Annotated in this window: 8 protein-coding genes; 3 read left to right on the top strand and 5 right to left on the bottom strand. The window is 59.2% G+C overall.

What is annotated here, in order from left to right; all coding sequences use genetic code 11:
• Window positions 1-2: 2 nt before the first annotated feature.
• From mdtC to GV764_RS12050, 3 genes are read right to left on the bottom strand one after another with little or no spacing between them, the layout of a single operon-like run.
• Entirely contained in the window at window positions 3-3,092 is a 3,090-nt protein-coding gene (gene mdtC, locus GV764_RS12060; RefSeq protein ID WP_161660364.1) for a multidrug efflux RND transporter permease subunit MdtC, read from the bottom strand.
• Complete coding sequence (locus GV764_RS12055) at window positions 3,093-6,215, bottom strand: MdtB/MuxB family multidrug efflux RND transporter permease subunit (protein ID WP_161660363.1); 3,123 nt, start codon at window positions 6,213-6,215, stop codon at window positions 3,093-3,095.
• Window positions 6,215-7,453, bottom strand: coding sequence for an MdtA/MuxA family multidrug efflux RND transporter periplasmic adaptor subunit (locus tag GV764_RS12050; protein WP_161660362.1), 1,239 nt, complete (start codon window positions 7,451-7,453; stop codon window positions 6,215-6,217). The genes GV764_RS12055 and GV764_RS12050 overlap by 1 nt, the downstream gene beginning before the upstream one ends.
• 227 nt (window positions 7,454-7,680) lie before the next feature.
• Here GV764_RS12050 and GV764_RS12045 point away from each other — a divergent pair, with 227 nt between their 5' ends.
• Both GV764_RS12045 and GV764_RS12040 read left to right on the top strand, forming a co-directional pair.
• Complete coding sequence (locus tag GV764_RS12045; protein WP_161660361.1) at window positions 7,681-8,013, top strand: type II toxin-antitoxin system RelE/ParE family toxin; 333 nt, start codon at window positions 7,681-7,683, stop codon at window positions 8,011-8,013.
• The gene (locus GV764_RS12040; protein ID WP_125291701.1) at window positions 8,010-8,306 is read left to right on the top strand and encodes a helix-turn-helix domain-containing protein; all 297 of its coding nucleotides are present in this window, start codon (window positions 8,010-8,012) and stop codon (window positions 8,304-8,306) included. The genes GV764_RS12045 and GV764_RS12040 overlap by 4 nt, the downstream gene beginning before the upstream one ends.
• Before the next feature lie 22 nt (window positions 8,307-8,328).
• On the opposite strand, the gene yegD is transcribed toward GV764_RS12040, so the two are convergent.
• Window positions 8,329-9,681, bottom strand: a complete 1,353-nt coding sequence (yegD, locus tag GV764_RS12035; protein ID WP_161660588.1) for a molecular chaperone — start codon at window positions 9,679-9,681, stop codon at window positions 8,329-8,331.
• Between the two features lie 130 nt (window positions 9,682-9,811).
• Here yegD and alkA point away from each other — a divergent pair, with 130 nt between their 5' ends.
• Window positions 9,812-10,666 (top strand): DNA-3-methyladenine glycosylase 2, encoded by an 855-nt coding sequence (alkA, locus tag GV764_RS12030; RefSeq protein WP_161660360.1) that lies wholly within the window; start codon window positions 9,812-9,814, stop codon window positions 10,664-10,666.
• Here alkA and GV764_RS12025 read toward each other — a convergent pair.
• A complete protein-coding gene (locus GV764_RS12025; protein ID WP_161660359.1) occupies window positions 10,648-13,977 on the bottom strand; it encodes a diguanylate cyclase in 3,330 nt (1,109 codons plus the stop codon). The two genes, alkA and GV764_RS12025, sit on opposite strands and share 19 nt — an antisense overlap.
• Window positions 13,978-14,043: the final 66 nt, after the last annotated feature.

Genomic DNA, 14,043 nt, shown 5'->3' with positions numbered 1-14,043 from the left:
GGCTATTCACTCGTCGTTATGGCTTCACCTCCACGACGTTGACGCGTAAAGCGCAGTCGCAGTCGGTCGAAAAACAGATACACCACCGGCGTGGTGTAGAGCGTCAACAACTGGCTCATCACCAGACCGCCGACAATGGTGATGCCCAGCGGCTGGCGCAGTTCCGCGCCGTCGCCGCTGGAGATCACCAGCGGCAGCGCGCCAAACAGCGCCGCCAGCGTGGTCATCATAATGGGACGAAAGCGTAGCAGACAGGCCTGGAAAATTGCCTGCTCCGGCGACAAATCGCCTTTACGCTGCGCGTCGATAGCGAAATCTACCATCATGATGGCATTCTTTTTCACGATCCCGATCAACAGCATAATGCCGATCAGCGCAATCAGGCTGAATGGCGCGCCGAACAGCTCCAGCGCCAGCAGCGCGCCGACCCCCGCCGAGGGCAGGGTGGAGAGAATGGTCAGCGGATGCACATAGCTCTCATACAGGATCCCCAGCACGATATACACCGTGGCAATCGCCGCGAGGATCAGGAATACCTGTGAGTTCATGGTGTCCTGGAACACCTGGGCGGTGCCTGCGTAGCTGCCGCGCACCGTGGAAGGCACGCCGAGCGCGGTCATGGTGCGGTCGATGGCGTCGCTGGCCTCAGATAACGATACCCCGCCAGGCAGGTTAAACGCGATGGTCGAGGCCGCCGACAGGCCCTGATGGTTGACCGACAGCGGCGCGTTCGCCGGTTGCCAGTGGGCGAAACTGGACAGCGGGATCGGCTTGCCGTCGCTGTTGATGACAAACATCTGGTTCAGGGCGCTGATATCCTGGGTGTAGCGCGGATCGACCTGCATCACCACTTTATACTGGTTCAGCGGCTGGTAGATGGTTGAAATCTGCCGCTGGCCGAAGGCGTTATTCAGCAAGCCGTTGGCGTCCTGCACGCTGATCCCCAGCCGCGCCATGGTTTCGCGGTCGTAAATCAGGCTCATTTCCGCGCCGTTGTCCTGCTGGTCGGAGTTAACGTCCGCCAGTTCAGGCAGCCGGGACAGCGCCTGGCGGATCTTCGGCTCCCACTCGCGCAGCGCGGCCAAATCGTCGGAGAGCAACGTGTACTGATAACTGGCGTTGGACTGCCGCCCACCGACCCGAATATCCTGCACCGCCATTAAAAACAGGCTGGCGCCCGGCTCCTTAGCGAGCTTTTTACGCAGCCGGTCAATCACCTGCTGCGAGCTTTCATGGCGCTCGCCCAGCGGTTTCAGGGAGATAAACATCATCCCGCTGTTCACCCGCGAGCCGCCGGTAAAGCCGGTGACATTATCCACCGCCGGATCGTCGCGAATAATCTTCATAAAGTCTTCCAGCTTGCCGCGCATCGCCTGGAAAGAAATGCTCTGATCCGCCTGGATGCCGCCCATCAGGCGGCCGGTGTCCTGTTCCGGGAAAAAGGTTTTCGGGATGGCGATATACAGCCAGATATTGAGCGCAATGGTGGCGAGCAGCACCACGCCCACCAGCCGGGTATGGCGCAGCACCCATTGCAGGGATTTGGCGTAACCCTCCTGCAATGCGGTAAGCACCCGGCCAACGCCGCGTTTGCGCGGCTGAGTGTGTGGTTTAGCGGCTTTCAGCAGCCAGCCGCACATCATTGGCGTTAAGGTCAGGGACACCACCAGTGAGATGCCTATCGCCACCGAGAGCGTGACGGCGAATTCCCGGAATAACCGCCCCGGCAGCCCGCCCATCAGCAGCAGCGGCAGGAACACCGCCACCAGCGACAGGCTCATGGACAGCACCGTGAAGCCCACTTCCCGCACGCCCTGGAGCGCCGCCTGAAGCGGTTTTACGCCAGCTTCAAGGTGCCGGGAGATATTCTCCAGCACCACGATGGCGTCATCCACCACAAACCCGGTGGCAATGGTCAGCGCCATCAGCGACAGGTTATTCAGGCTGAAGCCGCACAGGTACATCGCGGTAAAGGTGCCGATTAACGACACCGGCACCGCAATGGCCGGAATAAAGGTGGCGCGCCCGGAGCGTAAAAACAGAAACACCACCAGGATCACCAGCGCCACCGAAATCACCAGCGTCTGCTCCACTTCTTCGAGGGAGGCGCGAATGGTCGGCGAGCGATCCTGCGCAATTTGCAGATCGATAGAGGCCGGGATGATCTCGCGCAGCTCCGGGACCCGGGCGCGAATGCGATCCACGGTTTCGATGATATTGGCTTCCGGCGCTTTGCGGATCATCAGCAAAATCGCCGGTTTGGCGTTGGTCATTCCGGCGTTGCGCACGTCCTGCACCGAGTCGGTGACCGTCGCCACGTCCTGAAGCTTCACCGCCGCGCCGTTGCGATAGTGAATAATCAGCGGCTGGTATTCGGCGGCGGTTTTCAGTTCATCGTTGGTCTGGATCTGCCAGCGCCGATCGCTGTCTTCCAGCGCGCCCTGAGGGCGGCGCACGTTGGCGTCGCTGATGGCGGTACGCACCGCGTCCAGCGACACGCCCTGGTTAAACAGCGCCTGGGGATTGAGATCGACGCGCACCGCGGGCAGGGAACTGCCGCCGACGTCCACATCCCCGACGCCATCGATTTGCGCGATGGTCTGGGCCAGCTGGGTCGAAGCAAAGTCGTACAGCGCTCCTTGCGAGAGGGTATCGGAAGTCAGCGTCAGGATGATGATCGGCGAATCGGAGGGGTTGGCCTTGCGATAAGTCGGGCGGCTCGGCATCCCGCTGGGCAACAGGCTCTGGGCGGCGCTGATTGCCGCCTGCACGTCGCGCGCCGCGCCGTTGATATCGCGGTCAAAATCAAATTGCAAAATAATCCGCGTACTGCCGAGCGAACTGGACGAGGTCATTTCGTTGACCCCGGCAATGCGCCCTAACGCGCGCTCCAGCGGCGTCGCCACCGACGAGGCCATGGTCTCCGGCGACGCGCCGGGCAGCGAGGCGCTGACCATAATCACCGGAAAATCCACCTGCGGCAGCGGGGCCACCGGCAGCAGGCGAAACGCCAGCACGCCGCACAGCGTCACCGCCAGCGTCAGCAGGATAGTGGCAACGGGCCGATAGATAAACAGGGCGTAAAAACGCATTTACGCCTCCCCGGCTTTACGGCTAAAACGCGCCCGGGTGTAGTGGGACAGGCGGTCAAACAGCAGATAAATCACCGGGGTGGTGAACAGCGTCAGCACCTGGCTCACCAGCAGCCCGCCCACCATGCCAATGCCTAACGGTCGGCGCAGCTCCGCGCCGACCCCGGTACTCAGCATCAGCGGCAGCGCGCCGAGCAGCGCGGCCAGCGTGGTCATCAGGATCGGACGAAAACGCAGCAAACAGGCCTGGTAGATGGCGTCGTAAGGGGACAGCCCCTGTTCACGCTCCGCCGCCAGCGCAAAGTCGATCATCATGATGGCGTTTTTCTTGACGATACCAATCAGCAGGATGATGCCGATAATCGCGATCACATCCAGCTCGCTGCCCGCCAGCATCAGCGCCAGCAGCGCGCCGACGCCTGCGGTTGGCAGCGTGGAGAGGATAGTGATCGGGTGAATAAAGCTCTCATACAGCACGCCGAGCACGATATACATTGCCACCACCGACGCCAGGATCAGCCAGATGGTATTGCCCAGCGCCGACTGGAAGGCGAGGGTACTGCCCTGGAACGAGGTGGTAATATCTGCCGGGAATTCGAGGGTTTTCTCGGCGTCGAGAATGGCGTTCACCGCCTGCTCCAGCGAATAACCGTCGGTCACGTTGAACGAAATGGTGGTGGAGGGGAACTGATCGAGATGGTTAATCGACATCGGCCCGTGGCGCTGCTCGACTTTCGCGATCGCGCTTAACGGCACGATGCCGCCGTCGGCGCTGGTCAGGCGAACGGTGTCCAGCCCGCTGATACCGGGCGTGGTGCGGGTGTCGTGCTCCAGCACCACGCGATACTGGTTTGCCTGGGTATAAATCGTCGAAATCAGCCGCTGACCGAAAGCGTTGTACAGCGCGTTATCCACGTCGCTCATGCTGATGCCGAGACGGCTGGCGCTGTCGCGGTCGACATTCACATACGCCACCAGCCCCTGATCCTGCCAGTCGCTGCTCACGTCCGACAGCGCGGGCAGGGTGGCGAGTTTATCCATCAGCGCCGGAACCCAGGTGCTGAGCGCCTCCAGCGAGTTGCCCTGGAGCGTAAACTGGTACTGAGTGCGGCTCACCTGGGTATCGATGGTCAGATCCTGAGTCGGTTGCAGATACAGCGCCACCCCCGGCACATTTGCGACCGCCTGCTGGAGCCGGGCAATCACCGGCTGAATACGGTCGTCGCGCTCGTCCAGCGGTTTGAGATGGATTTGCAGACGGGCGCTGTTCAGCGAGGCGTTAGTCCCGTCCACCCCGACGAACGAGGTCAGGCTTTCCACCGCCGGGTCTTTTAAAATCACATCCGCCACCCGCTGTTGACGCTCCGCCATACTGGCGAACGACGCCGACTGCGGGGCCTGCAAGGTGCCCTGAATAATGCTGTTGTCCTGTACCGGGAAGAAGCCTTTGGGGATTAGCATCCACAGCAGCACCGTCAGCGCCAGGGTGGCGAACGCCACGCCGAGCGTCAGCCACGGATGGTTCAGCACCCGCTTTAAGCCGCGTCCGTAACTGGCAATCACCCGCTCGAAGAAGCGCTCGCTGGCGCGGGAGAAGCGGTTCTGCTTGCGCAGCGAGGCGTGGCTCAACATGCGCGCGCACATCATCGGCGTGAGCGTCAGGGAAACCACGGCGGAAATCAAAATCGCCACCGCCAGGGTGATGGCAAATTCACGGAATAATCGTCCAACGATATCGCCCATAAACAGCAGCGGGATCAGCACCGCAATCAGCGAGAAGGTCAGGGAGATGATGGTAAAGCCGATCTCCCCGGCGCCTTTTAGCGCGGCAGCGAGCGGCTTTTCCCCTTTTTCGATATAGCGCGAGATGTTCTCGATCACCACGATGGCGTCATCCACCACGAAGCCGGTGGCGATGGTCAGCGCCATCAGCGTCAGGTTATTGATCGAGAAATCAAAGAACACCATCACCGCAAAGGTGCCGACCAGCGACAGCGGCACCGCCACGGCGGGAATGATGGTCGCCGGGACGTTGCGCAGGAACAGGTAAATGATCATCACCACCAGCGCGATAGCCAGCATCAGCTCGAACTGGGTGTCGGTTACCGAGGCGCGAATATTGGTGGTGCGGTCGGCCAGCAGTTTAACTTCTACCGATTTCGGCAAACTTTGCGTCAGCGTGGGCAGCATCTGACGCACACTGTCGGCGGTGGCGATAATGTTCGCGCCGGGCTGGCGCTGAATATTCATCACGATGGCCTGTTGCTTGTTGGCCCATGCGCCGAGCCAGCGATTTTCCGCGCCCTGTTCGATGGTCGCCACATCCCCCAGGCGGATCGCCGCGCCGTTCTGGTAAGCGATAATCAGGTTGCGGTATTCATCCGCCGATTTCATCTGGTCGTTGGCGGAGAGCGTAATGGCGCGCTCCGGGCCGTCGAGGCTGCCTTTCGCCGAATTAACGTTGGCATTGCTGATGGCGGTGCGCACGGTTTCGCTGGTTACCCCGAGCGCGGCCAGCGCCTGGGCGTTAAGTTTGACCCGCACCGCCGGGCGCTGCCCGCCGGACAGCGTGACCAGCCCGACGCCGGAAACCTGGGAAATTTTCTGCGCCACCCGGGTTTCCACCATGTCTTCCACCTGGGTCATCGGCAACGCCGTAGAGGTGACGGCCAGGGTCATGATCGGCGGGTCCGCCGGGTTGACTTTGCTGTACACCGGCGGGTTCGGCAAATCGTTGGGCAGCAGGTTGGTGGCGGCGTTAATGGCTGCCTGCACTTCCTGCTCCGCTACATCCAGCGCTAATGAAAGCTGGAATTGAAGGGTGATCACGCTGGCGCCGCCGGCGCTTTGCGAGGCCATCTGCTTCAGGCCAGACATCTGGCCGAACTGGCGTTCCAGCGGCGCGGTAATCGCCGAGGTCACCACATCCGGGCTGGCGCCGGGATACAGCGTCACCACCTGGATGGTGGGGTAGTCCACCTCCGGCAGCGCCGAGACCGGCAGAAAACGGTAGCCCAGCACGCCCGCCAGCATAATGGCGATCATCAGCAGCGTGGTGGCGACCGGGCGGAGGATAAACAGCCGCGACGGCCCGCCGGTGGCGCTCGGAGGTAACACCTGCATCAGGACTGCGCTCCCTGCCGTTTTTGCGTCGGAGCCTCTTTCGGCGTCCCGGCCTTGGCGTTATGCGCGTCCACCACTTCCACGCTGGCTCCTTCGGTGAGACGGTCGATCCCGTCGGTCACTACGCGATCGCCTGCCGACAGCCCGGCGGTAATCACCACTTTTTCGCTGTCCTGAATCCCGGTGGTCACCGTATGTTTGCTGACTTTGTTATCGCTGTTCAACACCCAGACGAAATGACCGTCGTTGCCCATTTGCAGCGCGGCGGTGGGGATAACGATGGCGTCCTGCTGGGTGTCCACCAGCATGCGGGCGTTAACGAACTGGTTGGGAAACAGGGCATCATCCTGGTTTTCGAAACGGCCCTTGAGCTTAATGGTGCCAGTGGCGGCGTCGATTTGGTTATCCAGACTGAGCAGGGCCCCGGTGCTGAGCTTCTGTGTGTTGGTGCGATCCCAGGCTTCCACCGTCAGGGTTTTCCCGGCTTTTTGCGCCTGCACGATGGTGGCGATATCGCTCTCCGGCAGGGTGAACAGCACGTCGACAGGATGGGTCTGGGTCAGCACCACGATGCCGTTGGTGTCGCCGCTGGAAATCTGGTTGCCGATATCCACCTGCCTGAGGCCGACACGGCCGTCAATCGGCGCGGTGATGCGGCTCCAGGTCAACTGTAATTGCGCGCTGGCGACGGCGGCTTCATCAGCCTTGAGAGTGCCGAGGGTTTCATTGACCAGCGCCTGCTGGGCATCCAGCTCCTGGCGCGAAACCAGGTTGGTTTTGCTCAACTGCTGATAGCGCGCTAAATCGCGCCGGGCATTGGCGAGGGTGGCTTTATCGCGCGCCAGCTGGCCTTCGGCCTGGGCTAATGCCACCTTAAACTGGCTGGGATCGATTTCCGCCAGCAGATCGCCCGCTTTCACCTGCTGCCCTTCCTGGAAGTGCAGCGCCATCAACTGCCCGTCAACCCGGCTGCGCACGGTAACGGTATTGGCGGCGGTGATAGTACCCAGCCCGGAAAGATAGCGGGGAACCGCTGCGCTGACGGCGGTTGCCGCCTGTACCGGCGCGAGCGCGCCGCGCATCCCGGGGCGACCGCCGCCCGCTTTGCGCTGCTGACCGGAAGCGTGCTGGCCCGACGGCGCGTCGGGCTTTTGAACGTGCCAGTATCCCAGGCCCGCGACGATGGCGATAACAATAACGATGGGCCACATCCAACGCGATAAACCAGTACCTTTCATAAGTTAAACGTCTTCTTATCCTGAAACGATTAGGCGTAATGATACTAGTTTAGAGATCAGCGACGGGGGAAAAATGGAGGAAATATGGAACAGCTTCAGGATTCCTCCGAATCCATGCAGTTATTCGGGATTTCTCGCAGGATCGACACGGCAATCAGCAGTACAAATTTTGACAGTTTAAAGTGTGGTTCAGGTAAAAATTATAAATTACCCTTTATGAGGTGGTTATGACATGGACGGTTATCTTCACGCCAGAGTTTGAGCAGTGGCTTTATGATCAGGAGCTTGGGTTGCAGAATCGCGTTGAGTTAACCGGCCCGGCACTGGGTCGACCACGGGTGGATACGCTCTTCGGATCCCTCTACCCCAATATGAAAAAATTGCGCCTGCAATACGCTGGCGACCCGTGGCGGATTTGTTTCGCCTTTGATGAGAACCGACAAGCGATCATGCTTTACGGCGGAAAGAAAACGGGGCAGAAGCGCTTTTACTCAACATTGATTAAGCGGGTTGACGCGATTTTTGCGCGCTATCTTGCCCGCAAAAAGGATCGGAAATGAAAACATTACAGCAACACCTGGCAGAGCTTACCCCTGAACATCGGGCTGAAATTGAGCGTTTGGCTGAAGAGTTCGCCGCCGAAAACGGCTTACCGACCATCAGAGAAATGCGCGCCATGTCCCAGCAGGAACTTGCTGAGAGACTGGGCGTAACCCAGCCTGCGGTGGCGGCCATGGAACGGCGCGGAGATGACATCAAAGTCTCCACACTGAAGCGTTATGCAGAAGCCTTAGGCGGCGAACTGAAAATCAGCATCGAACTGCCCGAAGGAAGCCGAGTGATTTCACTCTGATCTTCCCCGGACAACATCATCATTATCGAAACACCACGTTTGCCCAGCGCGCTAACCCGGCGGTGACCGAGCCGAAATCGTCGCCGCCGCGGATCGGTATTCCTGGCAAATACGCGGCCAGCAGATTGCGGATCAGCGGCGAGCGGGCGCTGCCGCCGGTAAGATAAATCACCTCCGGCGTGATATGGCTGGCTTCCAGCGCCAGCGTCACCTGCTCGATGATGCGTTGCAGCGGCTGGGTCAGCGCCGTTTCCAGTTCGGTTTGCGAAATGGCGGCCTGTAAGTCGTCGCTGATAAATGGCATCCGCGCCAGGTGGTTGTCCCCGGCAGAGAGCGCGATTTTGCTCTCCTCGGCGACCCGCACCAGACGGTAGCTCAGACGCTGCTGCCACACTTTACGCAGTCGGACGACGTCGTCAGGCGCTTTGGCGTCGCGGATCAAATCCAGCAGCAGCCGGCCATTAGCGGCGCTGTAAAAATCGCTTTGCGCCGGGACATCATTGATGGCCACCGCGTTCCACCAGGGTAGCGTTGGCAGGGCGATGCCTTTCTGAGTCTCGCCACCCATGCCTAACAGCGGCATCAGCTGCTTAAAGGCCAGCGCGATATCCAGATCGTTTCCGCCGATGCGGCAGCCGCTGTGGCCTAACAGGCTGGCTTCGCGATCGGCTTGCATGGCCCACTGCGGCCCCATTAACAGTACCGAGCAGTCGGTGGTGCCGCCGCCGATATCCACCACCAGCACCCGTGTTTCCTGGGCCAGGGTGGATTCAAAATCCAGCCCGGCGGCGACGGGTTCATATTGAAATACCACGTCGCGAAAACCGGCGCGCTGCGCAGCGCGTTCGAGAATGCCCTGCGCCTGCGCGTTGGCGTCATCGCCGCCCAGACCCTGGAAGTTAATCGGACGACCGATAACCGCCTGGTCGATGGACTCGTGGGTTTGCGCGGCGGCGGTGTTGCGAATATGCAGCATCATGGCGCACACCAGATCTTCAAACAGCGCCACCTGCTGCGGTTTCAGGCCGCTTGCGCCGAGAAACGACTTTGGCGATTTAACGAACCAGACCTCTTCCGGGTCGTCCATATAGTGCTGCAACGCCGCCAGCCCGAACTGCACGCTGGCGTCGGTAACCCGGATATCTTCTTCGCGGTTGGCGTTAATCGCCCGGCGCAGCAGCGCTTTGTTTTCATCGTCCGGCGTCGGGACATCGTGACAGCGGTATAACCATTCGCTCACCGCCTCGCGGGTGGGCGCGCACAGCATCGACGGCAGCAGCGGGGAACCGTTTTCCAGCGTCAGCATCTGCGGCGCGCCGTCACGCATCATCGCCACCGAACAGTTCGCGGTGCCGTAATCAAAACCAATAAACATGTTCATCCCCATGCCTGTGAAGAAGGGGGGCGACTTTAGCCGAATGTGGTGCCGGCGGCAATCGGAATAGTAAAGCAAGGCGAAACGGGCGGGAAAAGGCTACCCTGAATCGAGTATTCAAGGAGATAGCATGTTTATTATTGATTACCGCGGCCCGTATGACTGGCCCTGGATGTGCGGTTTTTTACGCCACCGTACCGTCGAGGGCGTTGAAATCATTAACGATGACAACCTGCAGCGGGTGATGGCTTTCGGCGATGCCCGGGGACTGGCGACCATTCACCTCGCCGGGAATCATCAACTGCACGTCACCCTGAGCGACGGCCTGATGCCGGTTGCTGATGAGGCGCTGGCGCGGCTGCGGCGCTGGCTGGATCTCGATACCGACCCGCAACCCATTATCGACACCCTGGGCGAACTTGCCGCGCCGATACCGGGTTTGCGGCTGCCCGGCTGCGTCGATCCGTTTGAGCAGATGATCCGCGCGGTATTAGGCCAACTGGTGAGCGTCGCCATGGCGGCGAAACTGACCAGTAAACTGGTGCAGGCGTATGGTGAACCGCTGGAGGGTGTACCGGGCTGGCGCTGCTTTCCGGACGCGCAGATTTTGGCCAGTGCCCGTTGGGAGGCGTTAAAAGCGCTGGGCATGTCGAAAATGCGGGCAGACGCCATCATTAACCTGGCGCAGTTGTGTCTGGACGGGCAACTGATGCTGTCACGCCCGGAAAACGTCGAGCAGGGCATTAAAGCGCTGATGAAACTACCCGGAATTGGCCGCTGGACCGCCAGTTATTTCGCGTTGCGCGGCTGGCAAAGCCCCGACGTGTTTTTGCCGGATGACTATGCCATCAAACTCCGTTTCCCCGGCATGACCCCTGCGCAAATTCGCCGTTACGCCGAGCGCTGGTCGCCCTGGCGCTCGTATGCGTTATTACACATCTGGTATAACCACGGCTGGCAGCCGGATCAGTTAATCGCAAAGTAACCCTGGTTCAGCAGCATATCCAGCGGCTGGGTCTGGGCGATGGTATCGCCCCAAATCATATCGATGCCGATGCCGGAGAGCGTGTCCATGATCAGCGCCTGATCGGCGGGGCCGGCGATGCACTTCAGCCCCAGCCGCTGGGCGTGACCCTGGATAATGGTCACCATCATCTCGTCCATCAGGTTGGTGTGAACATCCGTGACCAGTTCCGGCTCAATCATCACGTAGTCGCACATCTGGCGAGTCAACTGGTTAAAGATTTCCATATCGCGCCCGACCTGGCTGATGATGATGCGGCAACCGGCATTGCGCAGTTTGATCATATTGTTTTTGGCGCGATCGTCTTCCGCCAGCAGTACATCGCTGTGGAGCGTGAAATGCAGCAGGCGCGGCGGCAGCGCGCTGGTGCTCAGCGCCGCCAGGATCTCGTTAATGGTCTCATCACTGGCGATGCCCTGAGGCGATAAAGGCAGAGCGATGCCAAAGCCTTTCAGCGTGATGGCGGTAGCATGGTTGTGCAGAAAATCAGTCAACACGCGGCGGTCAAGCGCGCACGAAAGCGCGGGGTCGGTGAGCCCTGAGCGAAACGCCGACTCCTCCAGCACGTTGCCATCGCTGGTCCACAGTCGCAGCGACAGCAGCCAGAAGTTGGTGGATTCCGGAATGCGCGGCGACGCCACGGCGCGGGCCAGCAGCATCATATGATTGTCGTTAATAATCCGCGCCTGTTCTTCATGGGCCAGCAGCGTGCGCTGCTGCTGCAAATGCTGCTGCTGCGGCTCATAAACCGTTACCACGCCGCGCCCTTTGTTTTTCGAGGCATAACAGGCGATATCTGCCTGGGACATGACCTCAGAGGCCAGATTGTTACTGGCGTCGATCAGCGTGATCCCGGCGCTGGCGCCGATGCGGTGCAAACGGCCTTCCCACATAAAGTGGTAGTCGTTCACTGCCTGAATCAGCCGGGTTGAAATGGTATAGGCGTTTTCGATGCCGCAGTCCGGCAACAGAAGGCCGAATTCGTCGCCGCCGAGGCGCGCCAGAATATCGGTGGTGCGCAGCATACCCAGCATCAGTGACGCCAGTTCGCGCAGCAAAGCATCCCCCGCCGCATGGCCTGCGGTATCATTTACCGCTTTAAAGCGATCGAGGTCGATGCACACCAGCGCGTGGCGCTGATGGTTTTCGCCGACGCTTTGCAGCAGGCGCTTGAGATGATTTTCAAAACTGACGCGGTTTGCCAGATGGGTGAGGGCATCGTGCGAAGCGCTGTAGCTCAGTTGGCGCAGCATTTTGCGTGATTCGGTGACATCCTGTATCACCAGCACGGAACCGATGTTTTGCCCGTCCAGCGTGCTGAGCGGCGTTACGGTGTAGTGGATGTCGTAGCTTCCGCCGTTGCGGCAGTGTAATACCACATCCTGTTCGATGGCGGAGCGGCTGACGTCCCCGCTGTGGATATTTTCCATCAGCGGGCCTTTATCGCCGAAAGTAATACGCAGAACCGACAGCAGCGGTTGCCCTATGGCCTGTTCCTGCGACCAGCCGCTCATTGTCTCCGCGACCGGGTTCATAAAGGTCACTTTCATATCGACGTCGGTACAAATTACCGCTTCACCGATGGAGTCGAGCGTAATATGCAGACGCTCTTTTTCCTGGAAGAGGGCCTCGTTAAGCTGTTTAACTTCAGTCATATCCATATTCACGCCGAGCAGACGTTCCACATCGCCCTGTTTATTAATGACGCGATTGGCGAGCGCGCGAATATGGCGGATGCCTTCGCTCACCTGAATACGGAATTCGATTTTAAACGGGACGCGCGCTTTTAACGCATCGCGGATCGTCATTTCCACTGACCCGAGATCTTCTTTTACCACCCGGGACGCCCAAAGTTGGTAGGTGGGCTTAATGTGCGGCGGAATATCGTACAGCTCGAACATCCGCTTATCCCAGCTAATAATGTCCGGCCCCAGCTCCCATTCCCAGATACCGATGCCGCCGGCTTCATTCGCCAGCGTGATGCGTTCCATTAAACGCTTATTCATCCACTCGGTATGCTTGAGATCGTTTATATCTTCAATCTGGGCGATGAAATAGAGCGGCGCGCCGTTATTATCCCGCACCACGGACACCGACATCAGCGCCCAGACCACGTCACCGGCCTGGTTGAAATAGCGCTTTTCCATGGAATAGCTGTTGATATCGCCCTTAATCAGGCTTTCCAGCTGTTCCAGATCGTCATGTAAATCTTCCGGCCAGGTAATTTGCTGGAACGTCATGCTGCACATTTTTTCAGGGGTGTAACCCAGGAACTGGCACAGGGATTTATTTACCTCCAGCCAACGGCCATCTATTGAGACCAGCGCCATGCCGATGGAGGAGTATTCCATGGCGTTGCGAAAACGGGTTTCGCTCTCGGAAATATGCTTGCGCTCTTCGCGAAACGCGTACATCACCATGGTCATCACGTTGGCGGGCAGCAGGATCAACAAAAACGGCAACCAGGGCGCGTTAATCATCACCGTGGGATGCGGGGCGACGAGCATTTCCGGATTACGGGTTAGCGTCAGGGAAACCATCATCACCGTTGCCAGGAAAATCGTGAACGCCTCCAGACGCGGCAGCCGGATGGCGCTCCACATCAGCAGCACAATAATAAAAGTAAACGGCCAGGGCAGGTAATGCAGCGCCAGCCAGCTCAGGAGCAAGGTCGCGCATAATGCCCCCAGCGTCTCCATCAACAGGCGAGGATTACGATGGCGCAGCAAATAATGGGATTTAAACAGCAGTCCAATGGGCACCAGCGCGATGGCGGCAATCGACTCCGATAATATCCAGACAAAAAATGTCCGCAAATTCTCGTCGTTTGGCGTAAAAATAACCGCTAAAACCGCGCCGAAAAACGGGGGGATAACCGCGCTGCCGATCGCCAGTTTTACCCAGTTGTTGAGATTTTGTAATGGATTGGCGGATGGCAGAAGTTTACGCAGTAATATGGCCCCAAGCAGGGCCTCCAGAATATTGATGACAGGAAAGGTTAAAACAATTTGGCTTGTCGATAATAACACCCGCGATGCCAGTAAATTCCCGACCACGCACACTGCGGCGATAGCGGGCCAAAAAGAGGCCGGATGCCGATAAAAGGCCACCATCATAATGGCGGTAGGGAACCACAGTGGTGCAAGGGGTGCACCTGACAACGTCAGCTCAAGAGAAAACAGGGTAAATAAAAAACTTAATAGCCCCAGACTTAGCAACCGTAATACGGGATGAGGCGTAGAAACTTCAACGCGCATGTTCTTTTTATTCATTACCGCTAATCCGTTGTGGCATTGCCGCCAGGAGCAAAGCCCGGACGCATTATTCGACATATCGGG

It is taken from the genome of Atlantibacter hermannii (genome assembly GCF_009907385.1).
Taxonomy (GTDB): domain Bacteria; phylum Pseudomonadota; class Gammaproteobacteria; order Enterobacterales; family Enterobacteriaceae; genus Atlantibacter; species Atlantibacter hermannii_A.
This window is presented reverse-complemented; position numbering and strand designations above follow the sequence as displayed.